This window comes from Gordonia sp. NPDC003376 (assembly GCF_053589235.1).
The window spans coordinates 1-25259 of the sequence record NZ_JBSFRM010000046.1 but is presented as its reverse complement, the minus strand read 5'-3'; the positions used below and the strand labels follow the sequence as shown (position 1 = coordinate 25259).

Genomic DNA, 25259 nt, shown 5'->3' with positions numbered 1-25259 from the left:
AGCACCGTCAGGTGCTCGACTCCCAGTAGCTTCTGCAGTACAGTGGTCGTGCGCAACGCCTTGCTCCTTCTGTTTAGTCTTCGCAAACCAAACATCATGGGAGACAGGGCGTTGCGTGCTTTAGGCGCACCGTTGGGTACCCACAGAATCGTCAGTAGTGCCACACCTGTTCCATAAGCAGATCCTCACGCGACAGGGGGGTGAGCGTCGATGACCAACGAAACCGACGCCGGTACAACCGATCCCCGATTCTGCATGTCGCAAGCACTCGCCCTGATCACCGAAGGGTTTGGACCTACTCGCCGGCGCCGACCTCACCGTCACTACCGCCGCCGAATTGATCGAAGTCGCGAGAACCGCCGAAAAAGCGTTGAACCGGTTGACCTTCCATGGCGACCCGATGATCACCGAGACATCCACCGCGACCGCGGACACCGCACCGTCTTCTCCTTCATGGACACCGAACTCCACTCCTCCGACTGCAAAGCCTGCCTCGACCGGATGCAGGACGTTCAACCCGAACGCTCCCTGACCGGCGAACCCACCCAACCCGAATCTCCGAACTCGCGGCCGTATTCGCCTCCGGCCAGGCCGGCACCACCCACATCGACATCGCCCTGTCCTGGCTGAAGAAGATCCCCCTCGCCGCCCCCTTCGACAAGAAAACCGCCGCCGAACACTCCATGGCCGACTACGCCACCCGATTCAGCGCCTCCGAACTCGACAAATGCGGATCCCGCATCCTTGGTCACCGCCCGACGTACCCTGCAGAGATTTCGACTCGGGTCCTCGCCCTTCGGGCTCGGTCCCGGCTCAATCAGCAGTGATGGTTGTTGTCTCGTCGGGCTCGGTCCCGGCTCAATCAGCAGTGATGGTTGTTGTCTCGTCGGGCTTAACCTCCTCCGGCCGAACTCGGCAACGTCACCACCGGAACAGGATGCCCTTTTCGGGCGGACCCGCGGTTCTCTTGTTCCAAGAATTGGGTACATGCCGAAATTCACCCGACGATTCTTCGAGAATTCTTCGGAAGTTCTCGGGTGAATGTGAATGAGTCGTCTGGATTCCGGTGGTATGGAAGGTCTGGAAAGTTCACCGTTCTCGGAACAGCTGCTGAACTCGCGGCGTCACTCGACTGCGACGGCGGACCGATCGGTGCACATGTCCGGGATGGCCGGCCAACTCTGAATTCGGCACAGATCGATCGTCTACCCGGCCCGATGTGCGACACGCGTGCGTCGGTGGATTTGATCGGTTTCATTGCCGACAACAAGTGTGATGGCGAACGCTGTGGGATAGGTTGACAGTGGTGTGGACCCGGCGATAGCTTCGATTTATGGCGACAATCGACAATATTGCAGTGCTCGGTACCGGTGTTCTCGGATCTCAGATTGCTTTCCAGTCCGCGTACAGCGGCAAAAAGGTTGTCGCCTACGACATCAATGACGACATTCTCGTCAAGGCCAAGGAGCGGGCGGACGGGCTCGCGAAGACCTATCTCGCCGAGGTGCCCGGCGCCACGCAGGAAAGGGTCGACGCCGCGCGTTCGAATCTCTCGTTCACGTCTGATCTCTCGGTCGCCGCTGCCGACGCCGACCTCGTGATCGAGGCGGTACCGGAGGTGCTGTCGATCAAGCAGGACACCTTCGCCAAGCTCAACGCGGTGGCGCCGGAGAAGACCATCTTCGCCACCAACTCGTCGACCCTGCTTCCCAGTGACATCGCGCCGTCGAGTGGTCGCGTGGACCGCTTCCTCGCCATGCACTTCGCGAATCGGGTCTGGCAGTTCAACACCGCCGAGGTCATGGGAACCCCGGAGACCAGCAAGGAATCGTTCGACGCGGTCGTCGCCTGCGCCTCCGAGATCGGCATGGTCCCGATCCCGATGCACAAGGAGAAGGCGGGCTACGTCCTGAATTCGCTTCTCGTGCCGTTCCTCTCGGCGGCAGCACAGCTGGCCGCCGGCGACTACGCCGATCCGAAGGACGTCGACAACGTGTGGCGGATCGCCACCGGCGCACCGATCGGTCCGTTCCAGATATACGACATCGTGGGTCTGAACACCCCGTACAACATCATGATCAACGGTGACGAGGACCAGCAGAAGCTTGGACGCTGGCTCAAGGAGAACTACATCGACAAGGGCCGGCTCGGTATCGCGTCCGGTCACGGCTTCTACGACTACACCACCACCGACGACAACAGCTGAACGTCACAACCGCCGACGAGAGCGCAAGGACCTGTGTCGTGTGGTCGCGTCGGCCCCGCACCACGTCGGCTCGACCATCCACTGCCGCTTGCTGGTTGAGCCGGGGGTGAGGTGTGTGTTCACTGCTCCGGGACGGCTTCGGGGTTCTCTTCGGTGGTGCCCCCCGACACCGCGATCAACAGGTGCCGCACGGCCATCGCCCGCCGGTGTGACGGGCCTTCGAGCCCGTCGAGGGCGCACTCCGGATCGGCCGGCGGGCCCAGATGGGTGCAGCCGCGTGGACAGTTCTCGATGGCATCGCGCAGATCGTCGAAGGCGTCGATGATGTCGTCGGGACCGACATGTGCCAGACCGAACGAGCGGATGCCCGGAGTGTCGACCACCCATGAGCGCTGGGTCTCGCCGTCGCCGGGCAGCGGCAATGCCACCGACTGGGTGGAGGTGTGGCGTCCCTTGCCCACCCCCGATACCACCCCGGTGGCCCGATCTGCCTCGGGCACAAGGCGATTGACGAGCGTGGACTTACCCACCCCGGAGTGACCGATCAGGGCGGTCAGATGCCCGCGGAGCAGCGTCAGCACGTCGTCGAGGGGATCGGTGCGCCCGGCGTGGACGATCGGCAGATCGAGGCCCTCGAATGCGGCGACGAACTCGTCCGGGGAGGCGAGGTCGGTCTTGGTGAGACACAGGATCGGCTCCAACCCGCCGACGTAGGCTGCGGCCAGTGCGCGTTCGACGAAGCCGGTGCGGGGCGGGGGATCGGCCATCGCGGTGACGATGAGCAGTCGGTCGGCGTTGGCGACGACGATCCGTTCATAGGGATCTGTGTCATCGGCGGTGCGGCGCAGCACGGTTCGGCGTTCGGCCACCTTGACGATGCGGGCGAGGGTGTCCGGCCGGCCGGTGAGGTCGCCGACCACCCCCACATCGTCGCCGACGACGATCGGCGTGCGGCCGAGTTCGCGGGCACGCATCGCCACCACCCGGCGGCCGGGGTCGCCGCCGAGCGTGCATCCCCAGCGGCCACGATCGACCGACACGACCATCGCGGATTCGGCGTTCTCGTGTGCGGGACGGGTCTTGGTGCGCGGACGGCTGCCCTTGCCGGGACGGATCCGGACGTCGGACTCGTCGTAGCTCTCCGCGCGTCGGTTCACGGGCGACCGATCATCTGCTGCCACATGCCGGGGAAGTCGGGCAGCGTCTTCGACGTGGTCTCGATATCGTCGACGAGTACCGCCGGGACCTGCAGGCCGATGATCGCCCCGGCCGTCGCCATCCGGTGATCGGCATACGATTCCCATTGTCCGCCATGAAGTTTCGCAGGCCGGATGATCAGTCCGTCCTCGATCTCCTCGGCGTCTCCGCCGAGGCGTCCGATCTCGGTGGTCAGTGCCCTGAGCCGGTCGGTCTCGTGTCCGCGTAGGTGAGCGATGCCGGTCAGCCGGGATTCGGTGTCGGCCAGGGCGGCGAGGGCGGCGATGGTGGGGGTGAGCTCGCCGATCTCCTTCAGATCGCGGTCGATGCCCTTGAGCCGTTCCGGGCCGGTGACGGTGAGTGATCCGTCGACGAGTTCCACGGCACACCCCATCTCGGCGAGGATGTCGGCGATCTGTGCACCCGGCTGGGTGGTCACCGACGGCCAGCGCGGCACGCTCACCCGGCCGGCGGTGGCGGCTCCGGCGGCGAGGAAGGCCGCGGCATTCGACAGATCCGGTTCGATCGCCCAGTCGACGGCCCGGATCGGTGTCGGCGGGACCCGCCACACGTCGGGTGTGGATACGTCGACGACGACACCCGCGGTGGCGAGCATCGTGATGGTCATCTCGATATGCGGCATCGACGGTACGGGCGGCCCCACGTGGCGGACGGTGATGCCCTCGTCGAAGCGAGCTCCGGCGAGGAGTAGCCCGGAGACGAACTGTGACGACCCGGATGCGTCGACGGTCACCCCACCCCCGCGTGCCGAACCGGTGCCGGTGACCGAGAACGGCAGGGCGTCGCCGTCGATCTCGACGCCGAGGCCGCGCAGGGCGTCGAGGATGGTGGCCAGGGGACGATGCCGGGCCTGCTCGTCGCCGTCGAAGGCGACGCGCCCGACGGCCAGGGCCGCGACCGGTGGCAGGAACCGCATCACCGTACCGGCGAGTCCGCAGTAGACATCGGTGCCGTGCATCGGATTCGGGGTGATCGTCACGGTGGTCGGGTCGTCGCCGACATCGACACCGATGCCCAGGTCGGTGAGTGCCGACAGCATCAGATTGGTGTCGCGGCTGCGCAACGTGCCGGTGACGGTCGAGGGGCCGTCGGCGATGGCGGCCAGCAGCAGGGCGCGATTGGTGATCGACTTCGAGCCGGGGAGATCGACGACGGCGTCCACCGGCCCGGACACAGGCGCATTCCACGTGCTCATGGCGTCCAGTCTGTCATGACGGCCCGACCCGACCGGGCAGCAGCACACCGGGTATCAGCACAGCGGGGAGCAACACGCCGGGCAGCAGCACAGCGGGCGTCAGCACGCAGGTCGTCGGCTCACCGGTTGTCGAGACGCAGCGGATGCGTGGCGGGCACCTCGACCACGATGAGCAACCGGCCGTCCGGATCGCGAAGGTGCATCTCGATCAGACCCCAGGGCTCGGTCACCGCCTCGCGTGCGATCTCCACTCGGGCCGCCCGCAGTTCGCGTTCGGTGGCGGCGATGTCGCGGACCTGCAGCCAGAGCGCGCCCGACGGTTCGACGGCCGCGTCGACGTCCGCGGTGAGGTGACCGGGCACCTCGATCAGTCCGTTGCCCGCGTAGAACACCACCCCTCCGGGGTACTCGCGGGCCACTGCCAGGCGAAGCTGATGGCGGTAGAAGTGCTGCAGTCGCTCGGGATCGCCGGACCGGAGCAACACACGGCTGGTGAGGACCTCCATGCCTCACGTGTCTACACGCCCATCGGCCGGCGGCGTGGGACAACCGCGTCGGCGCGCCGGGAATGTCGGGATGTGATCGGGGTGATCACTGTCCTTCGGTGCTGCCGTCGCTGCCTCCGACGGCGTGCCCGCGCGTCACCTCGATGTCGTGACGTGCGGCGTCATAGGCGGCGGTCTCCCGCACGATCCGGTCGGTCTCGCCGATCGGGGTGGCATCGCCGAACGCGAACGCAGATGCACGCGGCGGTTCGGCGGGGATGTCGGGGTCGGCGACGGCGGGATCGAGCTCTTCGGGCTGGGGGCTGTGGGACATACCTCCACGATAGGAGCGTCGGGCGTGGCGGGCACGGAAACACCGGGCTCGGGGAACACCGGGCTCGGGGAACACCGGGCACGGGGAACACCGGGCACGGGAACACGACCGGAACCGGCTACCGTACGGACCGGCCCGCGCAGGCCCACCCGTCCCGATCCGCATGGGCGCCCATCCCGAGGACGATCACCCGAGATGGACGCCCAGTGTGCGCGGAGAGGCGGCGGGTGTCGGGTCAGCTCGTGGACTGCGGGCCGCGGGCGGAGAAGCGGCCCTCGGTCTTGTCGTCCCAGACGTCGAGGAGCTGTGTCACGGTGGGATCGCCCTGCTCCTTGATCCAGTCGCAGAGTTCCCTGGGTGCCGACGGATTGGTCACGATGAACCGATGCAGTCCGGCGTCGTGCTCGGCGAGCAGCTTGAGCGTCTCCGGCGGGGTGGCCGGGTCGGCCGCGGCAAGTGCGTCGCGCGGATCGAAGGCACCACCACGCGGACCGTCGGCGCCCGACATCCCCTCGGCACTCGCCAGACCCTCGGCGGTGACGACGTCGATCTCGCCGGTGTTGTGGTAGTCGGCCGGGTCGGGTGAGGTGCTGCGCGTGTTGAGCAGCAGGTTCAACACGATCGCGGTGAGTGCACCGGCCGAGATACCCGAGTGGAAGATGGTCTGGAACCAGTCCGGGAACTGGTGGTACAGATCCAGCGAGACGTTCACGCCGTCTGAGGTGTAGTACAGCTTCGCTTCGGTCAGCATGGCAACGCCCACCGAGATCGCCACCACCAGGATGTTGGTGTTGTTGAACTTCACCTTGCTCAGCGTCCGCACGCCACTCGCGGCGACCATGCCGAACAGCGCCACACCGGCACCACCGAGAACCGGCTGCGGGATGCCCTCGATGATCGCGGCCATCTTCGGCAACAGGCCCAGCACCACCAGGATGCCGCCGGCACAGGTGGCGACGTGGCGGGTCTTGACGCCGGTGATCGCGACCAGTCCGACGTTCTGGGCGAAAGCGGTGTACGGGAAGGTGTTGAAGATGCCGCCGAGGACGGTGCCGAGACCGTCGGCGCGCATACCGTCGGCGAGCCTGCTCGGGGTGATCTTCTTGTCGACGATCTCACCGACCGCCACGATGTCGCCGGTGGTCTCGGTCATGATGACCAGGGCGACGATGATCATCGCGATGATCGAGCTGACGTCGAAGGTCGGGAATCCGAAGTAGAACGGTTCGGGGATCGCCACCCAGGAGCTCTCACCGACGTCGCTCCAGTCGGTCATGCCGAACGGGATCGAGATGAGTGTGCCGATCACCAGACCGATCAGGATGGACACACGCTTGATCGCGGCAGGGGCGAACCGTTCGATCAGGATGATCAGCAGCAGCGTCAGGAAACCGAAGGCGATGGCCTTGGGGGCGCCGAAGTCCTCGCCCTTGGCGGTGCCGCCGCCGAACCAGCCGGCCGCCACGCGCATCAGGGAGACACCGATGATCAGGATGATCGTGCCGGTGACCAGCGGTGGGAAGAACCGGATGAGTCTTCCGACGATCGGTGCCACCAGGATCATGAACACACCGCAGGCGATCACCGAGCCGTAGATGGCGGTGATCCCGTGGTTGAGTCCGATGGTGATCATCGGGCCGACCGCGGCGAAGGTCACGCCCTGCATCAGGGGAAGGCGGACACCGAATCGCCAGAATCCCACCGCCTGCAGGATGGTCGCGATACCGGCGACGAAGAGGTCGGCGGTGATCAGATGGACGATTTCGTTGCTCTGCATCTGCCCGGCACCGACCATCGCGCCGCCGACGATGAGTGGAACCGCGACGGCACCGGCGTACATCGCCATGACGTGCTGCAGTCCGAGTGGGAAGAGCTTGAGGAACGGGGGGATGTCGTCGACGGGGTGGTCGGCATCCCGGCCGTGCTTGATCGTCTGGAGAAATGACATGCACAGTGTCTATGAGTCGGACATTTCCGTCCCGCGCCATGCGTGTGTCGGTCGTGTTTCCGCCAGAATATATGAACATGGCAGGCAGAAATTCCTCTTCCCGAGGGGCACAGATCAGCGCGGGCATGCTCGTCTACCGGTGGCGCGACGACTCCCTCGAGGTCCTCATCGCGCATCCCGGGGGACCGTTGTGGACGCGGAAGGACGACGGGGCGTGGACGATCCCCAAGGGGCTCGCCGAACCCGGCGAGGACCTCCTGGGTGCGGCGCGACGTGAGTTCGCCGAGGAGATCGGATCGGCTGTGCCCGAGGGCCCGGTCGTCGAACTCGGCGAGGTCCGCCTCAAGAGCGGCAAGCGGGTCACCGGGTACGCCGTCGAGGGTGATCTCGACGTCTCGACCATCACCTCGAACACCTTCGAGATGGTGTGGCCGCCACGGTCGGGAAAGGTGGCGCAGTTCCCGGAGATCGATCGTGCGGGGTGGTTCGCCCTCGCCGACGCCGCGGTCAAGCTCAATCCGGCGCAGGCGGAATTCCTGACCCGGCTCACCGCCGCGCTCGACGACGTGACACACACCGACACCGGGGGACCCCACTCGCGGCCGGCCGGTGTGTTCGACTCCGCCGCCGACGACTTCGACGCGGTGTCCCCACAGGTCTGGGGGCCGGTCGGCGAGGCCCTGATCACCGCGCTGGATCCGCGTCCGGGGGATTCGGTGATCGACATCTGTTCGGGGACCGGCGCGAGCGTGCTTCCTGCGGCGAAGGTGGTGGGGGCCGACGGTCGGGTGCTGGCGGTGGACTTCTCTGCGGCGTTGCTCGACGTCGCCCGTGCCAAGGCAGAGGCGGCGGGAGTGGACAATGTCGATGTGGCGATGGCCGACGTGACCACCCTCGAACCGGGGATCGCGCCCTGCGACAACACCTTCGACATCCTCTCATGCTCGTTCGGGGTGTTCTTCCTGCCGGAGATGGACGACGCCACCCGTCGGCTCCTCCGACTTGTTCGTCCCGGCGGGAAGGTCGGCGTGACGGTGTGGGATGCCGACGCGATGGTCGATTTCGCCGCCGCCTACTTCGCCACGGTGAGCGAGATCGTCGGTGACACGGGACATCAGGGACCTCGGACATCCGGCAGCGGTCCGCGTCCGATCGACCGCATCAACACCGAGGAGAAGCTCGCCGCGTGGCTGGCCGACGTCGGCGGACACGGCGTGGAGGTCGGTACCCTGGGGCTCCGCGTGACGTGCACGCCGGAGTTCGCGTGGAAACTGGTCCTGGGCAGCGGTTATCGCGGTGCGCTCACCGACCTCGACGACGAGACACGCCGGACGATCCGGGACCGGTTCGTCGAACGCCTTGCCGCCGAACACATCACCGAGGTCAACTGCGACACCCTCATCGCGACTGCGCGGGTCTGACCCCGCAGACCCTCCACACCTACGCAGAAACGCCGCCTTGCGGGCGGGGTTTCTGTGGAACTGTGGAGGGTCTGGCGACGACTACGTGGCGGTGAGTCCGCCGTCGACGACGATGGTCTGGCCGGTCATGTAACCACCGGCCGGTGAGGCCAGCCACACGGCGGTGGCGGCGAGCTCGGCGGGATCCCCGGTGCGGCCCAACAACAGTCGCGGCATCTGAGAGTCCAGGTAGCCGGGGGCGTAGCCGTCGGTCATCTCCGACTTGAAGAAGCCGGGGGCGAGGGCGTTGACGCGGATGCCGCGGCGGGTGCCCCACTGCTGGGCGAGGTCGCGCGTGAGGCCGATGATCGCTGCCTTCGATGCGCTGTAGGCGGCCTGCGGCAGCCCGGCGGTGGTGATCCCCAGGATCGACGAGATGTTGACGATGGCGCTGCCCGGCTGCATCACCCTTCCGGCCGCCTGGGCCATCCAGTACGAGCCGTTCAGGTTGATGTCGACGACGTCGCGGAACTGCTGTGGAGTCTCCTTTGTCGCGGGCACGGCCGTCCCCACCCCTGCATTGTTGATCAGCACGTCCACGTGCCCGAACGTCTCCATCGCGGAGTCGATGGCACGCTGGCACGCATCCGGGTCGGCGACGTCGGTGGCCACCGACAGTGAGCTACGGCCGAGGGCCTCGACCTTGGCCGCGGTCTCGGCGAGCCGGTCGGTGCGGCGGGCGGCGAGCACCACGTCGGCGCCGGCCTCGGCGAAGGCGGTGGCGAACGAGACGCCGAGGCCCGACGACGCGCCGGTCACCACGACGACCTTGCCGGTCAGGGAGAACATGTCGAGCACGGACACTGGTGGAGCTCCTTGGGTCGGGTGTGAACGGGTGCTGCACGCCTGTGACGTGCAGCACCCTGACTGCCATGCAGAGTACTAGAACCGAGCGTGCGTTCGGTCGGGGCCCTGCTCGCGGATCACAGCCAGGCGGGATCGGTGTCGAGGGTGGTGCGATCGAGGGCCGCGAGCAGCTCGAACTGCGCGGCGGTCTTGGGCAGTTCATACCGGAAGAAGTACTGGGCCGCAGCGCGTTTGCCATCGTAGAAGTCGCCGGACCTGTCGCCGACGGCCAGCAGCTGCTCGAGCCACATCCAGCCGATCACGAGGTGTCCGGCGGCCTCGAGGTAGGCGGTGGCATTGGCCAGCGCAAGCGCCGGTTCGCCGGTCGACCAGACCTTGGCGGTGGTGGTGACCAGGGTCTCGACGCGGGTGCGCAGATCGTCGGCGTAGGCGTCCAGGGCGGGCTGGGCGGCGGCTCGGATCAGGCTCTCGCCGATGGTCTCGACGAGCAGCTGCAAGCCCGCGCCACCGCGCATGATCACCTTGCGGCCCAACAGGTCCAGGCCGTGGATGCCGTGTGCACCCTCATGGATGGGGTTGAGTCGGTTGTCGCGGTAGTACTGCTCGACCGGGAACTCGCGGGTGTAGCCGTAGCCGCCGTGTACCTGGATCGCCAGGTTGTTGGCCTCGAGGCACCACTGCGCCGGCCACGACTTGGTGATCGGGGTGAGCACGTCGAGCAGCAAGCCTGCGCGCTCACGCTCGGCGTCGTCGCCGGTCTGCTGCAGGTCGACGAGCTTGCTGCAGTACAGCCCGAGCGCCAGGGCGCCCTCGACGTAGGACTTCTGGGCGAGCAGCATGCGCTTGACGTCGGCGTGCTCGATGATCGGGACGGGTTTGGACTCGGGGTCCTTCTGGTCCACGGGGCGCCCCTGGGTCCGCACCTTGGCGTACTCGAGGGAGGCCAGGTAGCCGGCGTAGCCGATCGTGGTGGCCAGGAAACCGACGCCGATCCGAGCCTCGTTCATCATGTGGAACATGTAGGACAGGCCCTTGTGCTCTTCGCCGACCAGGTAGCCGACCGCGCCGGGAACGGAGTGAGCGGGCGGAGTTGGTGCCGCGCCGGGAACGGAGTGAGCGGGCGGAGTTGGTGCCGCGCCGGGAACGGAGTGAGCGGGCGGAGTCGGTGCCGCGCCGGGGCCGGCGGAGTCGGAGCCCGGCGCGAAGGTGCCGTCACCGAAGTTCAGCAGGCAGTTGGTGGTCGCGCGGTTGCCCATCTTGTGGTTGAGGCCGACCAGGGCGACGTCGTTGCGGGTGCCGTCGGGCAGGAACTTGGGGACGATGAACAGTGAGATGCCCTTGACGCCGGGGCCGCCGCCGGGTGCCTTGGCCAGCACGAGATGCACGATGTTCTCGCCGATCTCGTGGTCGCCGGCGGAGATCCACATCTTGGTGCCGGTGATGCGGTAGGTGCCGTCGTCGGCGGGGACGGCCTTGGTGGTGATGTCGGCGAGCGACGAGCCGGCCTGTGGCTCGGACAGGCACATGGTGCCGAAGTAGCGGCCCTCGACGATGGGCTTGACCCAGGTGTCGATCTGTTCGGGGGTGCCGTACTCGGCGAGCAGGTTGGCGTTGCCGATCGAGAGGAAGGCGTATGACGACATCGCGGCGTTGGCGGCCTGGAACCAGGCCTGGGAGGCGCGGGCCACGACGGCCGGCAGCTGCATGCCGCCGAGCTCCTCGTCGAAGGTGCCGGCGATCAGGCCGGCCTTGAGGAATTCGGTGATCCCGGAGGTGATCTCCTCGGGCAGGACGACGCGTCCGTCGTCGCCGACGTAGGGCTCGTTGGCGTCGCCGAGATGGTTGACCGGTGCGAAGCGGCTGGTCGCGATGTCGGCGGAGAGCTCGAGGACCGCATCGAAGGTCTCTCTGGAGTGCTCGGCGAATCGGGTCCGGGTGGTGAGTGATTCGACGTCGAGCCATTCGTAGAGCAGGAACTCCAGATCGCGACGGGACAGGGCGTCGGCCATGACTCTCCTCCGGGGTGATGCGATTCCTAAGCGAGTGCTCATTTCCTGAGCACTCGCTTATACTGCCTCGACAGTGGTGTGACGTCAACCATGCGGGCGCGGACGCAGGGATCGAGGAGAAGGAGGCGGGGTCGGGTGGCCGAGGTGCGCAATCCCGGACCGGATCGGTCTGGGGTGGTCGGTTCTGCTGCGGCGCAACGTATCCGCGACGCGGCGATCGAGTCCTTCGCCGAGCACGGCTACGCCGGGACCTCGACGCGTCAGATCACCGCGCGGCTCAACATGAGCGCAGCGGCGATGTATCCGCACTTCCGGTCCAAGGAGGAACTGCTCTTTTCGATCGCCCTCGAGGGTCATCGCAAGGTCAGCGACGCGATCGCCGCGGCCGACGACCCGACCCGGACATACCGGGACCGACTGCGGGCGGTGGTGGCGGCCTTCGCCGGCTGGCAGGCCGAGCATCACGCGCTGGCCCGGGTGGTCCAGTACGAGCTGCGCGCGCTGGCTCCCGAGCACTTTCGCACCATCGCCGGTCTGCGACGGGAGATCACCGCGGTGCTCGACGAGATCGTCCGGGGCGGTAGGGCGGCGGGGGAGTTCACCGTCGACGACGCCGACGACGCGGTACTCGCCATCTCGTCACTGTGTGTCGACGTGTGTCGCTGGTTTCCCAGTCGCGCACACCGGGATCCGGTCGCGCTGGGGCGGGCGTATGCCCGGACGGCCGAGCGGATCGTCGGCTGAGCCCGACGGGACCCCGCGTACTGGGTTCGCTGAGAGGGATTGCGCCGGAACGGCTTATCGATTCCTGCCCGGGAAGGGGGTGTAGTGGCGGCGGGCACCGGCGGCGACCACTTCGGTGAGCGCGGTGCCGTCGAGGACGGCAGGTGTCCCGCCACCGACGGAGCGCAGATACACATCCGACAGCCACTCCACGAGTTCGAGGTTGTCGCAGGCGGTTTCGATGGTGCCGCCGACCGCCACCGACCCATGGTTGCGCATCAGCGCCGCGGAGCGCTCGTAGAGTGCCACCTTGACCACCTCACTGAGCTCCACGCTGCCGAACACCGCGTACGGGGCAACCCGGACCGATCCGCCGATGGTGGCCGCGGCGTAGTGGATCGGCGGCAGCTCGTCGACGATGTTGGCCACGGCCACCGACGACGCGGGGTGCGCATGCGCCACCGCGGCCACCGACGAGCTGCGGTAGATCCCGAGGTGGATGTGCAGTTCGGACGTCGGGCGGTAGGGGGTCGGGACGGCCACCGTGCCGTCGAGGTCGACCACCACCAGCTGCTCCGGGTCGAGCGACTTCAGTCGTGAGTCCGACGGGGTGATCAGCACCTGGTCGCCGACGCGTACCGACAGGTTGCCGCTGGTCCCGGTCGCGAGCCCGGCGGCGGCGAGTTGATGGGCTGCCGCGCACAGGGAGGCCCGCTGATCGTCGATGTCCACTCATCCGACGGTAGACCGTTCGTCTGATTCACGAAGTGCGAACACTCACCCCTGACGTGCCTTGAACCGCGGGTTGTCCTTGTTGATGACGAACACGCGGCCGCGACGGCGCACCACCTGTGAACCCGGCTGCTTCTTGAGTGAACGGACAGAGGAACGAACCTTCATGACAACTCCTTACTGAAAGTGGTTGTCATTTATATTAGCGGTCGGTCCGCCGCACTCCGAACCGGGTCAGGTCAGGATTCCGAACTCCTTGATCTTGCGGTACACCGTTGCCCGGGAGATGCCGAGCGCCTCGGCGGCGGCCGCCTTGCTGTTGCCGTTCTCCTCCAGGCTGCGGACGATCGCGTCACGTTCGAGGGCCTGGATGCGGGTCAGCGTGTGCCGCCCGGTGGTCCGGCACCGCGGCGGCAACTGTCCGACACCGATCACCCCGGACCGTTGATGGGTGACCACCTCGCGCAGGGTCTGGCGCAGTTCGGCCACATTGCCCGGCCACGAGTACTTGCCGAGCACCGTCATCGCCTCCCGGGCCACGGTGAGCTCACGGCCACGGGTCAACTGCCGCAACAGCGTCGGCACCAGGTCGTGCAGGTCCTCGATCCGGTGCCGCAGCGGCGGGACCTCCACGGTGTGCCCGAAGAACGGCAGCAGCATCGACGACGAATCGCCCTGTGCGGCCTGGGTCGTCACACCGAGGAATCCGGCGTGTTCGCGCCCGGGCAACAGGTCGGCGATGACCTCCTGCGTCAGCGGCGAGAGTCGGTCCAGGTCGCGGATGATCACCCCGAAGCCGTCCCGGTCGAGTTCGGCGGCCAGCGCGTCCACGGTGTCGTCGGAATCGAAGTCCTCCGCGGCGAACACCCGGACCGTGGTCGGCAGCAGGCGCTCGGCGGCGGCCCGCAGGATCGCCGTGCGCCCCGACCCGGCCTCGCCCGACACCGCGATCCACTGCCCGGCGCGGACATGCCCGACGACGCGCGCGCAGCACTGACGCCACGACGAACTACGGCCCACCATGCCGGGCAGGGCGGAGTCCTCGGTGCGGACCGGGGACGACGGTGCGGCCGGACCCGGATCGACGAGGTGCACGCGGAAGACCGCCACCTGCCCCTCGGGATCGCAGTGATCGGTCACCGGTGTCAGGCGGGCGACCCGGCCCGACGGCAGCGTGCCGATCCGGCTGCCGGTGGCGCCGGGCGAGGGATCGACGGCGCACTCGAGCAGGGTGAGCTGGTCGGCGGCGTCGACGCTGTGGCGCAGTCGGCGGTTCATCAGCACCACGTCGCCGGCGATCCCGAGCACCATGGTCTGCGGTGCCCGGCGGCACGATGCGAGGTAGGCGTTGAGCAGCCGGGATTCACGTTCACTGGCCTGCGAGAGCATCCGTTGCACGATCTGTGAGGTCGCCGACTTCGCCAGCGACAGCAGCAGGCTCGACGGATGCTCTTCGGTGCAGGTGAGGTCGAGCGCGCCGACCACCGCCCCGGAGATCGGGTGCACGATCGGGACCCCGGCGCACGAGAGCCGGCTGAGGCATTCGGTGTAGTGCTCGGCGCCGATCACGAGGGTGGGCTGCCTGCTCTCCAGCGCGGTGCCGATCCCGTTGGTGCCGACGTGCTCCTCGCTGTAGCTGTAGCCGGGTGCGAGGCTCACGTCGTCGAGCATGGTCTGGAGCCGACGGTGTGCCGTGGTCCGGGACAGGACCATGCCGTCGGGGGAGGTCAGGACGATGCTGACCGGTTCGGCCGACAGATCGTCGGCGAGCTGGTCGATGATCGGCTGGGCGGCGCTGACCAGGGGACTCTCGAGGTTGGGTTCGCGGACGAACGGCAACTGGAGGCGGTCGGCGTCGACGTTGAAGGCGCGCGACCGCTGCCATGACGTGGAGATCGGGTCACGGACGGCATCGTCGAGACGGTTGTCGGCGAGGAAATCCTCCCGTGCACGCGCGATCGCGGGAGGTACGGACGACACCCGTCGGGGGACGGTCGGGATGATGGGCTGTGAGGTCACCGAGCAAACGACTCCTGTGTGATGCGGGTCTCACATCTGGACCGAGTGTACGGGGGAGGGCCGGTCACGATCAACGCCGTGGGCGTCGGAGTCGCCCCGATCGTGACCGGCCCAGTTCGTGACCGGCCCTGCCGCGGTCAGTAGATGTTGGAGGGGCGGACCATACCCTCGGCGAGATCACCGAAGCCGGGTGCGGGGATCGCGCCCGGATTGCCGGCCACCTCCTCGACGATCGCGGTCTCGGTGGTGATCAGCAGTGCGGCGATCGACGCGGCACTGACCAGGGCGGCCTTGGTCACCTTGCACGGGTCGATCACCCCCTCGTCGAACATGTCGCCGTACCGACCGGTCAGCGCGTTGAACCCGTGGCCGAGGGGTAGTTCACCGACCACCTCGACCACCTCGTCGCCGTCGAAACCGGCGTTGGTGGCGATCCACCGCAGCGGTTCGGCCAGTGAGTTGCGGACCACCTGGATACCGACCTGCTCGTCGCCGGTGGCCTCGAGTGCGGCCAGTGTCCGGTGCGCTTGGGCCAGGGCGGTGCCACCGCCCGACACGATGCCCTCGTCCACCGCGGCGCGGGTGGCGGCGAGCGCGTCCTCGACGCGGAGCATGCGTTCCTTGAGTTCGACGCTCGTCACCCCGCCCACCCGGATCACCGCCACGCGGCCGGTGAGCCGGGCCATGCGCAGTTCCAGACTGTCGCGGTCGGCGTCGATCCGCGCGCGCTCCAGCTGCGCCTCCAGGTGACGGACACGGGCGTCGACCAGCGACTGTTCGCCGTGTGCGCCGACCAGGGTGGTCTCGTTCTCGGTGACCGTCACCCGATCGCACGTGCCCAGGTGGTCGATGGTGACCTCGGTGAGTTCGATGCCGGTGTCCCGGGCGATCACATGCCCGCCGAGCGCCACCGCGAGATCCTCCAGCTCGGCCACCCGCCGATGCCCGAATCCTGGCGCACGCACCACGACCGACTGCATCGTCCTGTGCATGTTGCCACCGACGAGCAGTTGTAGCGCCGGCCCGTCCACGTCCTCGGCGAGCACGAGCAGCGGACGATCGGCGCGCTTGGCCACCTCGATCGTCGGCATGATCTCCTGGACGCCGGTGATCTTCTTGTTGGTCAGCAGCACCACCGGGTTGTCGAGGACCGCCTCCATCCGGTCGGGGTCGGTGACCATGTAGCCGGAGATGTAGCCGTGGTCGAACTCGATGCCGTCCACCACGTCGACGGCGAGGCCGATGGTGTCGCTCTCCTCGGTGGTGATCACCCCGGACTTGCCGACGTGCTCGACGGCGGTCGCGATCACCTCGCCGATCACCTCGTCGTCACTGGCGGCCAATCCGGCGATCCGCTCGAGATCCGAGCGGCCGCCGATCTGCACCGCCTGAGAGCTCAGGGACTCCACGACGACGGCCACCGCGCGTTCGATCCCGCGCCGCACCCGCATCGGGTTGGCGCCCTGGTCGACCGCGCGCAGACCCTCCCGCACCATCGCCTGGGCGAGGACGGTCGCGGTGGTGGTGCCGTCGCCGACCGCCCCGTTGGTCTTCATCGCCACCTCCTTCACCAGCTGGGCACCCATGTTGGCGAACGGGTCGCGCAACTGGATCTCGCGGGCGATCGTCACACCGTCGTTGGTGATCGTCGGCGGACCGGTCAGCTTCTCCAGCACCGCATTCCGGCCCTTCGGGCCCAAAGTCACCTTGACCGCGTCGGCGAGGGCATTGACGCCCCGCTCCAGTCGCAGCCGCGCTTCGGCGTTGTAGCGCAACTCCTTGGCCATGTTCTCCAACCTTTCTGGTGTTTCCCGATGGGGAAGTGGGGTTCTCCGAGTGGACCCGGGCGCCATGTCCGTCGGCGCCGGGCGGGATCGAGCGGTGATGATCGAGTGCGAGAAGGGACGGGCGGGTGTGATCGCCGGATCCGGTCAGGGGATCAGGATGGCGCGCCCCCTGACCCGGCCGGCGTCGAGATCGTCGAGCGCCTGCTGGAAGTCGTCGAGGCGATAGGTCGCGGTGTGCAGCTTCACCTTTCCCTGCGCAGCGAGGATCATCAGTTCGTTCAGGTCGTTGTAGGAGCCGACCAGGTTACCGATGAAGTTGATCTCGGTGGAGATGATGTCGATGGTGGGGACGTCGATGTTCTCGCCGTAGCCGACCACGAAGTAGTTGCCGGCGCGGCGCAGCATCGCCACACCTTCGGCGGTGGCGCCGCCCTCGCCGACGAAGTCCAGCACCGCCTCGGCACCGTGCCCGCCGGTCAACTCGAGGACCTGTTCCACCGGGCCGCCGTTCGACTGCGCTGCGCTCGCCTCGCCCCCGGGCGCGGTGATCCCGACGTGCGCACCCACCTCGAGGGCCAGGGCGACGGCGTCCGGGTTGCGGTCGACCACCACGATCCGGACGCCCGAGATGGCGGCCAGGACCTGGATTCCGATGTGCCCCAGACCACCTGCACCGATCACCACACAGGTGTCACCCGGTCGGGTCATGCGGGCCACCTTGGCCGCCGCGTGGTAGGCGGTCAGTCCGGCATCGGCGAGGGCGGCGACGTCGGCGGGTTCGAGCGAGTCGTCGATCCGTACCACACTGCGCGCCGACGTCTTGAGGAACTCGGCGTATCCGCCGTCGGTGTCGATGCCGGGGAACCTGCTGTTCTCACAGTGCACGTCGTCGCCGGCCCGGCACGCCCGGCACAGTCCGCAGGTGATCAGCGGATGCAGGATAACCTTGTCGCCGACGGCCACGTTGGTGACCGCGTCGCCGATCGCCTCGACCCAGCCCGCGTTCTCGTGGCCGATCGTGTAGGGCAGGGCGACACCGGATTTGGCTTCCCATTGTCCTTCGAGAATGTGCAGGTCGGTGCGGCACACGCCGGCACCGCCGACCCGGACGATCACGTCGAACGGTCCGGTGATCTGGGGATCGGGGATCTCGTTGAGCTGCAACTTGTCGTGGTATCCGACCACCTGGACGGCTCTCATGATGCTGACCTCTCTGTGTGCGGGTCCGGGGTGGCCCGATCCGTGGTGTGTTCGGTGCGAAGGGTGGGCACGGGCAGCACCCGCAGATCGGTGATGACCGGCCCCGAGGTGCCGTCGCATGCGGTGTCGTCGGCGTAGCGGGTGGCCAGCAGCCCCCGGCAGAAGTGGCCGTTGCCCTCCATCGAGATCCGCACCGACCGGGCGAACCGAAGCCGCATCGGAATGGCCTCGGCGGGAAGGGGGGTACCGTCCTCGTCGACCACCACCCGGCAGTTGGGGCAGACGCCGAGACCGATCTGCGCGCGCCGGCGCAGCAACGCGACCTTGGCCGGGTTCTCCGGCAGATCACGCAGCAGCAGGTGCGCACAGTCGTCGACGTCGGCGGTCCCGGCCGCGATGAGCGGGCTCACCGCCCGTTCCATCGCGGCGGTGTGGGCCTTGCGCAGGAACGTCATCCGCAGTTCGTCGAGATCCTGCTCGGCCTCGACGGTGAACGTCCCCTTGTAGCCGGCGTGTGCGGCCAGGCCCGCATTGATCTTGTCCGAATCATGGTGGTCGTCGAGCATCACCAGCACCCGGCCGATGCCGTCGATGTCCTCGAGTGCGTCCAGCGCATCCGAACACATCAGATAGGCGAAGTTCGGGGAACAGAACGACGTGGGCAACCGCAGGTGTACGGTCACGCCCTCGTCGTCGACGACAACCGAACGGACGAAACGCAACTCGGTGATCGGCTGATCGAGCTCCGGATCGGACACCGTGTCGAGTGCGGCCATCACGGCGTCGGTGAGTGCGACGGCGGTGTCGGAGGGTGGGACCGGGCCCGCCGCCCCGGCGGGGTCACGGCCCCGATCGATCAGGGCGGTCATGCGGTCACCACCTCCGGCGCGCCGGCGGCCACCTCCGCGCCGGGATCGGGGGTCTCGCTCGGCAGCCGAAGATGCTCGGGAACCTCGATGTGCGGGTACAGGTTCGCCGCGTTGAGACCGAGGATCTTCTTCTTGGCCTCGGTGGTGAGCGGCGCGTACTCGGTCATGTCCTCGGGGATCTGGAAGTCCACGAACTTCTCCACGAGCCACTGCGGGGTCCACAGTGCGTAGTCGCTGGCGAACAGGATCTTGTCCTCGCCGATCCAGTACATGAGCTCGCCGATGATCTGCGCGAAGTACCGGGGTCGGCTGTGGATGAACGGGATCGCCACGGCCAGACCGCCGTACACGTTGGACTCCTGGGTGGCGATCCAGCAGAAGTCCTCGAGCCGGGGCAGGCCGACGTGTTCGATGATGAAGTTCAGCTCGGTGTAGTCGGTGGCGACCTTGTCGACGTCGGCGACGTCGAAGGAGTCGCGGTCCAACGGACGGATGGTGGGGCCCTTGTGGACGTGGATGTTGGTGATCCCGAGGTCGATGCACTCCTCGAGGTAGCGCCGTGACCAGTGGTCGTCGAGCTTGTATCCGCGGGAATCGCCGTGCCATTCGGCGGTGTAGAGCTTGACACCCTTGAGCTGCATGGACTCGGCGTCCTTGCGCAACCGCACCAGACCGTCCTCGCCGTCGCGGGGATCGTAGGCGTGGTTGTAGGTGAGCTTGTCCGGGTTGTCGGCGGCGAGTTTCAGCGAGTCGTCGACCTGGGCGAATCCGTTGACGTAGAAGTCCCGCAGGATGGTGGCCTGGAAGATGGCGTGATCGGCGGGCCCCTCCTCGAACAGGTCGCGCATGAGCCGGTCGGGACCGTAGTAGCAGTAGGTGTCGTAGTCCCAGACCTCCTGCTCGGGGCTGAGGTTGCGGTGATAGTCGTAGAAGCAGTCGATGAACTGCTTGCCGTGGATGTTGCGCCGGTTGGCCTCGCGTCCGTCCCACAGGTGCACATGGGCATCGACGATGAAGTACTGCTCGCCGTTCTTCTCGTACATCTCTCGCTCGCTTTCTCCGATGGCTGCGATGGCGCCGTTCTGGGCTGCGGTGGTGCTGTCGGGCTGGGGTGGTGCTGTCGGGCTGGGGTGGTGTTCGGGTGGAAACGCCGCCGGGACCGTGGGGGCGTGGTCCCGGCGGCGTGGTCTCAGGAGGAGGCGGTCAGGTCGAAGCCGATGAACTCGGCGGCATCCTCCGGGCTGGCGAACAAGATGGTCTGGTCGTCGAGGTGGACCATCCGTCCGTAGTGGGTGGAGCTGATCTCCTCGAAGATCGAGCCGTCGAAGTCCTGGCCGAGGGCATCGGTGAGCTCGTCGTAGTCGAAGACGAGGCGGTTGACCCCGTCCACCCGGATCATCGACGGATACTCGGTGAGGGAGACGCCCTCCTTGGCCCCCATGACATCGGCGACGACCCGGCCGATCGGGGTGTTCATGAGTGTCACTCCGCACATGTTGGAGAACTCGGTCTGTGCGCCGAACTGCATGGTGCTCACTGGTTCAACTCCTCAGGGATCTCGGTTTCGATGGATTCCAGGACGCTGCGGAACTTGGCGGTGGCGGCGTCGAGGCCGGCGGCGAAGGTCACCGACTTGTCGGCCGGCTGCGACCAGATCGGCTGCAGCGTGCGGGCGGCGTCCAGGCAGCGGGGGACCCACTCCGACATCCACTCGCCGAACAGTTCCCGGTTGGCCTGGCCGAACTCCTCGTCCCGGGAGAGCATCCGGAACAGGTTGCGGGTGTAGGCCAGGTCGCGGTCGTAGTCGTACTCACCGGTGCCGACGATGGTGGGGGTGATGTAGTCGCCGTTGCGGGCGGCCACCTGCATGATCAGTTCGGAGCGGAACAGCGAGCCGACGAGTTGCTCGAAGACGATGTTGGAGGCGAACAGCAGCTGACACCAGTCGCCGACCGCGGTCAACCGCTCGACGGTCTCCCGGACACCCTGCCACTCGGGTGCACTCATCCAGGTCTCGCGGTGAGCCGAACCGTCGAATCCGTCCTCGGCCTCGGCGATGTCGAGGTTGTAGAGGGCGAGGTCCTGGGCGAACCGCAGCTTGTGGGCGGCGTTCACCGCGACCGCGGTGTTGATCATGTTGGTGGGGCCCGATCGCTGGATCGAGGTGAACACGTGTAGCGCCAGGCCGTTCTCGGCGTGCATCCAGGCGCCGAGGTGGCGTTCGATGAACTTGAGCCACGGCGCATTCCACGAGTCGTAGGCACGTGCACGCTTCGCGTTCTGCAGACACAGATCCACCTGGTGCACCACCGCCGAGTTGTTGCGGTAGATGGTCTGGTCCCACTCCTCGTTGGGGTCGAGGAAGGCGTGCCAGTTACTCGAGCGTGCGGCGGTCCACTCCTTGGGGTAGCCGCCGGGGCCGTCACCGAAGCCGTAGATCCAGCCCTGGGTCAGGTGCCGGTCCGGGTCGGGCTGGACGTCGACGGTGACGTCCTCGTACATGGTGGCCCGCTTACGGGCCGGGGTGTAGTAGCTGTACTTGCGGCTGGTGGAACTGGGGAACACCGCGGCGCCGGCCTCGGCGTCGGTGAACTCGATGGAGGGGAAGCTACGCTCCCGCGGCTGTGCTGGTGCAGACATGCCTTTCGTTCCTTCTCTTCGGCGATCACCGCTGATGGCTGGGACCGGTGATCGCAGGGTGGGTCAGACGGCGGGTGTCGAGAACGCCGGGCTGTTGAACTTGTCGAAGAAGACCTGGTCCTTGGGAACGCCGGCCGAATCGGCAAGGGCCAGAGCGGCGTCGACCATCGGTGGCGGACCGCAGAAGTACACCTCCGTGCGGGCCAGGTCGGGCTGGGTGCGGGCCACGATGTCGGTGACGTTGCCGCTTTCGACGGTGACCCCGGCCGGGGCGTCGTCAGTGGACTCCGACAGGCACGCGGTGAACGAGAAGGTCTCGAGTTGCGCACCGAGAGAAACGATCTCGTCGAGGTAGAACAGATCTGCCGCGGTGCGTGCACCGTAGTAGAAGTGCACCGGTCGGGACAGACCGGTCTGTGCGGCGTGCCGTAGCAGCGACAGTACCGGGGCCATGCCCGCCCCGCCGCCGATTGCGACGATCGGCAGGACCCGACCGTCCTTGATGGTGAAGTTGCCGAACGGTCCGGTCAGGCCGATCTCGTCACCGACTTGCAGTGTGCTGTCCAGGATTCCGGCGAAGAGACCGCCCGGGTACTTCTTGATCAGGAACTCCAGCCGGTCCGGGGTGGCCGGCGTGGTGGCCAGCGAGAACGACCGGGTGTGATCGGTGCCCGGAACCTTCAGATCGACGTATTGTCCTGCCTTGAACTGGAATCCGTCGGCCTCCGACACCTGCAGTCGTAGGGAGACGATGTCGGCGGTCATCGGTTCGATCGCCGTGACCGTCGTGGTGATGTCCTGGATCGGTGCACCGCCGAGCAGTTCGTCCTCATCGAAGTTGAGGAGTTCGATCTCACAGTCGCCGTACGCATACGAGCGGCACAGCAGGACGTATCCCTCCTCGGTCTCGGCGTCGTTGCAGGCGAACGTCGAATAGTCGTCCATCTGGACGTCGCCGTCGAGGACGAAGGACTTGCACGCCGAACACTGCCCTTCGCGGCAGCCGTGCATCAGGTGGATGCCCTGCCGGAAGGCGGCGTCGAGGATGGTCTCGTCCTCGTCGACCTCCATCTCGATGTCGACGGGTTCGAAGGTGATGCGGTGGGAGTCGGCCACGATGTCTCCTACGGGGTGTGGGATCTCCGGGATATGGGCGCGCCGGCCCCGGCCACCCACCGACGCGGAGGTGTCGGTGAGTGGCCGCCCGGCCGGCGCCGGGTGCGATGGGTTCGGTCGGCGTCAGGCCGTCACGGCACCGTTGCGATTGGCCCGATAGGCCGCCATGTAGGCCTCGCGCTCGGCGTCGCCCATCTCGTTCAGCAGCACGTTGGGGCTGTTGAAGGTGATGCCACGGATGTCGTCGAGCTTCCACATCTTGTCGGGATCGAGATTCAGATGCGGCTGACCGATCAGGGTCTGCCCGTCGTCGCGGACATAGCCGAGATCGTTGATGACATCGGCGAGGTCCTTGCCATGATGCAGGGTCTCCCATTCGCGGAAGCCGGTGAGCCGTCCCATGTTCGGGGTCTCGCGGCCCTCGTACTCGCCGCGGAAGGCGACCTTGTCGGTCCAGGCGCACGTCTCCGAGCAATAGGTCCGCCACTGGCCGTCGACCTTGTCCATCACCGTGTCCTCACGGATCAGGCACGGCACCATGCAGGTCCAGCACCGGTGCGGGTACTCGTAGTCGACGTCCTCGAAGGCGATCGGCTTGTTGCGACCCGGGTAGGCGAGGCGGTTGTAGGCCTCCCACCAGCGACCGAACTTGTTGTACCACCCGGGATACTTCTCCTCGAACCATTCGAAGTCGGCGTCGGTCATGGCATCGATCCGCCAGTAGTTGACCGGCCAGCCGGTGGCGAAGAAGCGGGCCACCTCGTGCACGTAGTGCTTGTTGACGATCCGGTTCCAGGCCTCCTCGACCAGGTCGTGCGGGATGGTGAGGCCGTACTTCTCCAGTGGCAGAAGGTAACTGCGGTAGTAGTCGTCGTAGATCCAGCGACGCCACATCTCCGCGTAGGACTCGCGGTCCTTGCGGCGGTCTTTGGTGCCGTATTCGATGAAGGTGCCGATCGCGGCATCCACCACGCAATGGTTGTTCCACCACGCATAGCGCAGGTCGCGTTCGAGCAGCGGACGGTTGCGTTCGTCGGCCAGGGCCATCAGCAGGATCGAGTAGCCGTTGGAGATGTGGCGCGACTCGTCGGACTGCACCGAGTGGAACACCGTGGGCAGCAGGTAGTCGCCGTTGGCCGCGGCCTCGTCGGGCATGGCGACGAACAGCGTGTTGGTGAACGCGGTCTCGGCGACGACGGTGAGGTAGATGTTGGCCGCGGTGATCGCGTCCCCGGTGATGAAGCCCTCACCGAACTGCCGGCCGATGGTGCCCGCGTAGTTGTTCGCGAAGGCCTTCTCGGTGATGTCGAAGCCGGCCGGGTCGATGTAGTTGTTCATGTACAGCTTCTTGAGGTTCATCTGGATCGTCGAGTGACGGACCTCGTCGATCATCTGCACCGCAAGACCGTTGTGGATCTCCGGGTTGGGGACCGCGTCGATGGCCATCGGCATCGCGCGGGCTGCCGAGATCTCCGGGAACGGGATGATCGACAGGAACAGCTTCTGCCATTCCAGCCAGCGTTCCTGCACCTGCCGGAACATGTTGCCGCGAACCGCGCCGTCCATGGCGCCGTACACCCGGTTGTCCTTCTCCTCCTCCATGGGGAAGTAGGACCGCATGATCTGCTTGAGCGGATCCTTCTTGGGGGCCTTCTCGAAGGTGTAGTCGGTGCCGAACCGGGTGGCGGGGGTGGCGAAGGTGGGCTCCCACGACAACTCGGTGATCTTCGCATGGGCTTTGGTCAAGCTCTGCCTGCTCAATGTGCGCCTCCTCAGATGAAGCCGGCGGGCTGCCGACGGGGTGGACTTCAGGCGCATTCATACAATCGCGTGATGTGGCTCACATACGTCTCACTGTGAGACAACCGTGTTTGTTCGCGTCGACTCCGTCGTCGCTCGCGGCCTCTTCGGTGGTCGAGTTGAGTCGACGAGGTGTGTGTGTGTGTGTTCGGTGGTTGAGCTGCTGAGGAGCGGAGCGACGAGGCGTGTGTGTTTGGTGGTTGAGCTGCTGAGGAGCGGAGCGACGAGGCGTGTCGAAACCTCTGTCGGCCGACGATGGGAGGTGTGCACGGCGATGGTGGTTGCCGCGTGGCGTGGGTTGTGGGGATTTCGACTCGGGTCCTCGCTTCGCTCGGTCCCGGCTCAATCATCGGAAGGGGTTGCGGGCTTGGTCTCGGCTCAACCATCTACTGGCAGTTGGTGGTTGAGCTGCTGAGGAGCGGAGCGACGAGGCGTGTCGAAACCTCTGGTGGTTGCCGCGTGGTGTGGGTTGCGGGGATTTCGACTCGGGTCCTCGCTTCGCTCGGTCCCGGCTCAATCATCGGAAGGGGTTGCGGGCTTGGTCTCGGCTCAACTGAATCCCCCGGGGTTTCGTGCCGCTTCCTTTTGAGTCAGGAAGGATGAGCACATGCCGAAAAACATTGATCCCGAGGTCAAGGCTCGTGCGTTACGGATGTTGGCCGAGCATGGCGGGGAGTACTCGTCGACGACGGCAGCAGCTGCAGCGATCGC

At 66.8% G+C, this 25259-nt stretch carries 22 protein-coding genes; 3 read left to right on the top strand and 19 right to left on the bottom strand.

Annotated elements, in window-relative coordinates; all coding sequences use genetic code 11:
* Positions 1–512 precede the first annotated feature (512 nt).
* Entirely contained in the window at positions 513–752 is a 240-nt protein-coding gene (locus tag ACWDUA_RS25135; RefSeq protein WP_449753752.1) for a hypothetical protein, read from the bottom strand.
* A 581-nt stretch (positions 753–1333) separates the two neighbouring features.
* On the opposite strand from ACWDUA_RS25135, the gene ACWDUA_RS25130 reads away from it, so the two are divergent.
* On the top strand, positions 1334–2206 hold the full coding sequence (locus ACWDUA_RS25130; RefSeq protein WP_449753751.1) for a 3-hydroxyacyl-CoA dehydrogenase: 873 nt from the start codon (positions 1334–1336) through the stop codon (positions 2204–2206).
* A gap of 119 nt (positions 2207–2325) precedes the next feature.
* Here the strand turns inward: ACWDUA_RS25130 and rsgA are convergent, their stop codons facing one another.
* The 5 genes from rsgA to ACWDUA_RS25105 all read right to left on the bottom strand — a co-directional run bounded on the left by rsgA (position 2326) and on the right by ACWDUA_RS25105 (position 7386).
* Complete coding sequence (gene rsgA / locus ACWDUA_RS25125) at positions 2326–3363, bottom strand: ribosome small subunit-dependent GTPase A (RefSeq protein ID WP_449753750.1); 1038 nt, start codon at positions 3361–3363, stop codon at positions 2326–2328.
* Positions 3360–4619 (bottom strand): 3-phosphoshikimate 1-carboxyvinyltransferase, encoded by a 1260-nt coding sequence (gene aroA, locus ACWDUA_RS25120; protein WP_449753749.1) that lies wholly within the window; start codon positions 4617–4619, stop codon positions 3360–3362. Before aroA ends, rsgA begins: the two co-directional genes overlap by 4 nt.
* 119 nt (positions 4620–4738) lie before the next feature.
* Entirely contained in the window at positions 4739–5125 is a 387-nt protein-coding gene (locus ACWDUA_RS25115) for a VOC family protein (RefSeq protein ID WP_449753748.1), read from the bottom strand.
* 85 nt (positions 5126–5210) lie between these two features.
* Positions 5211–5438, bottom strand: a complete 228-nt coding sequence (locus tag ACWDUA_RS25110; protein WP_449753747.1) for a hypothetical protein — start codon at positions 5436–5438, stop codon at positions 5211–5213.
* A 235-nt stretch (positions 5439–5673) separates the two neighbouring features.
* Entirely contained in the window at positions 5674–7386 is a 1713-nt protein-coding gene (locus ACWDUA_RS25105; RefSeq protein WP_449753746.1) for a nucleobase:cation symporter-2 family protein, read from the bottom strand.
* A gap of 77 nt (positions 7387–7463) precedes the next feature.
* Between ACWDUA_RS25105 and ACWDUA_RS25100 the strand changes: the two genes are divergently transcribed.
* Positions 7464–8807, top strand: coding sequence for a class I SAM-dependent methyltransferase (locus ACWDUA_RS25100; RefSeq protein WP_449753745.1), 1344 nt, complete (start codon positions 7464–7466; stop codon positions 8805–8807).
* Between the two features lie 81 nt (positions 8808–8888).
* Here ACWDUA_RS25100 and ACWDUA_RS25095 read toward each other — a convergent pair whose 3' ends face one another.
* Entirely contained in the window at positions 8889–9650 is a 762-nt protein-coding gene (locus tag ACWDUA_RS25095) for an SDR family NAD(P)-dependent oxidoreductase (RefSeq protein WP_449753744.1), read from the bottom strand.
* A 119-nt stretch (positions 9651–9769) separates the two neighbouring features.
* Positions 9770–11662: an acyl-CoA dehydrogenase C-terminal domain-containing protein gene (locus ACWDUA_RS25090; RefSeq protein ID WP_449753743.1), complete on the bottom strand. Its 1893-nt coding sequence runs from the start codon at positions 11660–11662 to the stop codon at positions 9770–9772.
* Positions 11663–11797: 135 nt separating this feature from the next.
* Between ACWDUA_RS25090 and ACWDUA_RS25085 the strand changes: the two genes are divergently transcribed.
* Positions 11798–12406: a TetR/AcrR family transcriptional regulator gene (locus tag ACWDUA_RS25085; RefSeq protein ID WP_449753742.1), complete on the top strand. Its 609-nt coding sequence runs from the start codon at positions 11798–11800 to the stop codon at positions 12404–12406.
* A 54-nt stretch (positions 12407–12460) separates the two neighbouring features.
* Here ACWDUA_RS25085 and ACWDUA_RS25080 read toward each other — a convergent pair whose 3' ends face one another.
* The 11 genes from ACWDUA_RS25080 to ACWDUA_RS25030 all read right to left on the bottom strand — a co-directional run bounded on the left by ACWDUA_RS25080 (position 12461) and on the right by ACWDUA_RS25030 (position 24509).
* Positions 12461–13117, bottom strand: coding sequence for a class II aldolase/adducin family protein (locus ACWDUA_RS25080; protein ID WP_449753741.1), 657 nt, complete (start codon positions 13115–13117; stop codon positions 12461–12463).
* A 45-nt stretch (positions 13118–13162) separates the two neighbouring features.
* A complete protein-coding gene (ykgO, locus tag ACWDUA_RS25075; RefSeq protein ID WP_449753740.1) occupies positions 13163–13285 on the bottom strand; it encodes a type B 50S ribosomal protein L36 in 123 nt (40 codons plus the stop codon).
* Between the two features lie 66 nt (positions 13286–13351).
* Positions 13352–15136, bottom strand: coding sequence for a sigma-54-dependent Fis family transcriptional regulator (locus tag ACWDUA_RS25070; RefSeq protein WP_449753739.1), 1785 nt, complete (start codon positions 15134–15136; stop codon positions 13352–13354).
* A gap of 137 nt (positions 15137–15273) precedes the next feature.
* The gene (gene groL, locus ACWDUA_RS25065; RefSeq protein ID WP_449753738.1) at positions 15274–16923 is read right to left on the bottom strand and encodes a chaperonin GroEL; all 1650 of its coding nucleotides are present in this window, start codon (positions 16921–16923) and stop codon (positions 15274–15276) included.
* Between the two features lie 144 nt (positions 16924–17067).
* Complete coding sequence (locus tag ACWDUA_RS25060) at positions 17068–18123, bottom strand: NAD(P)-dependent alcohol dehydrogenase (protein ID WP_449753737.1); 1056 nt, start codon at positions 18121–18123, stop codon at positions 17068–17070.
* On the bottom strand, positions 18120–18992 hold the full coding sequence (locus ACWDUA_RS25055; RefSeq protein WP_449753736.1) for an iron-sulfur cluster assembly protein: 873 nt from the start codon (positions 18990–18992) through the stop codon (positions 18120–18122). Before ACWDUA_RS25055 ends, ACWDUA_RS25060 begins: the two co-directional genes overlap by 4 nt.
* Positions 18989–20035 carry an amidohydrolase family protein gene (locus ACWDUA_RS25050; RefSeq protein ID WP_449753735.1) on the bottom strand — a complete coding sequence of 349 codons (1047 nt, stop codon included), beginning with the start codon at positions 20033–20035 and terminating at the stop codon, positions 18989–18991. Before ACWDUA_RS25050 ends, ACWDUA_RS25055 begins: the two co-directional genes overlap by 4 nt.
* A 146-nt stretch (positions 20036–20181) precedes the next feature.
* Entirely contained in the window at positions 20182–20520 is a 339-nt protein-coding gene (mimD, locus tag ACWDUA_RS25045) for a propane 2-monooxygenase effector subunit MimD (protein WP_449753753.1), read from the bottom strand.
* Positions 20521–20525: 5 nt separating this feature from the next.
* Positions 20526–21632, bottom strand: a complete 1107-nt coding sequence (locus ACWDUA_RS25040; protein ID WP_449753734.1) for an aromatic/alkene monooxygenase hydroxylase subunit beta — start codon at positions 21630–21632, stop codon at positions 20526–20528.
* 63 nt (positions 21633–21695) lie between these two features.
* Entirely contained in the window at positions 21696–22748 is a 1053-nt protein-coding gene (locus tag ACWDUA_RS25035) for a 2Fe-2S iron-sulfur cluster-binding protein (protein ID WP_449753733.1), read from the bottom strand.
* 123 nt (positions 22749–22871) lie between these two features.
* Complete coding sequence (locus tag ACWDUA_RS25030; RefSeq protein ID WP_449753732.1) at positions 22872–24509, bottom strand: aromatic/alkene/methane monooxygenase hydroxylase/oxygenase subunit alpha; 1638 nt, start codon at positions 24507–24509, stop codon at positions 22872–22874.
* Positions 24510–25259: the final 750 nt, after the last annotated feature.

Excerpts from the sequence above, each read along its gene's own strand:
- ACWDUA_RS25130 (WP_449753751.1), top strand. The coding sequence starts at position 1,334 with ATGGCGACAATCGACAATATTGCAGTGCTCGGTACCGGTGTTCTCGGA.
- aroA (WP_449753749.1), bottom strand. The coding sequence starts at position 4,619 with ATGAGCACGTGGAATGCGCCTGTGTCCGGGCCGGTGGACGCCGTCGTC.
- ACWDUA_RS25115 (WP_449753748.1), bottom strand. The coding sequence starts at position 5,125 with ATGGAGGTCCTCACCAGCCGTGTGTTGCTCCGGTCCGGCGATCCCGAG.
- ACWDUA_RS25110 (WP_449753747.1), bottom strand. The coding sequence starts at position 5,438 with ATGTCCCACAGCCCCCAGCCCGAAGAGCTCGATCCCGCCGTCGCCGAC.
- ACWDUA_RS25105 (WP_449753746.1), bottom strand. The coding sequence starts at position 7,386 with ATGTCATTTCTCCAGACGATCAAGCACGGCCGGGATGCCGACCACCCC.
- ACWDUA_RS25100 (WP_449753745.1), top strand. The coding sequence starts at position 7,464 with ATGGCAGGCAGAAATTCCTCTTCCCGAGGGGCACAGATCAGCGCGGGC.
- ACWDUA_RS25090 (WP_449753743.1), bottom strand. The coding sequence starts at position 11,662 with ATGGCCGACGCCCTGTCCCGTCGCGATCTGGAGTTCCTGCTCTACGAA.
- ykgO (WP_449753740.1), bottom strand. The coding sequence starts at position 13,285 with ATGAAGGTTCGTTCCTCTGTCCGTTCACTCAAGAAGCAGCCGGGTTCA.
- groL (WP_449753738.1), bottom strand. The coding sequence starts at position 16,923 with ATGGCCAAGGAGTTGCGCTACAACGCCGAAGCGCGGCTGCGACTGGAG.
- ACWDUA_RS25060 (WP_449753737.1), bottom strand. The coding sequence starts at position 18,123 with ATGAGAGCCGTCCAGGTGGTCGGATACCACGACAAGTTGCAGCTCAAC.
- ACWDUA_RS25055 (WP_449753736.1), bottom strand. The coding sequence starts at position 18,992 with ATGACCGCCCTGATCGATCGGGGCCGTGACCCCGCCGGGGCGGCGGGC.
- ACWDUA_RS25050 (WP_449753735.1), bottom strand. The coding sequence starts at position 20,035 with ATGTACGAGAAGAACGGCGAGCAGTACTTCATCGTCGATGCCCATGTG.
- mimD (WP_449753753.1), bottom strand. The coding sequence starts at position 20,520 with ATGCAGTTCGGCGCACAGACCGAGTTCTCCAACATGTGCGGAGTGACA.
- ACWDUA_RS25040 (WP_449753734.1), bottom strand. The coding sequence starts at position 21,632 with ATGTCTGCACCAGCACAGCCGCGGGAGCGTAGCTTCCCCTCCATCGAG.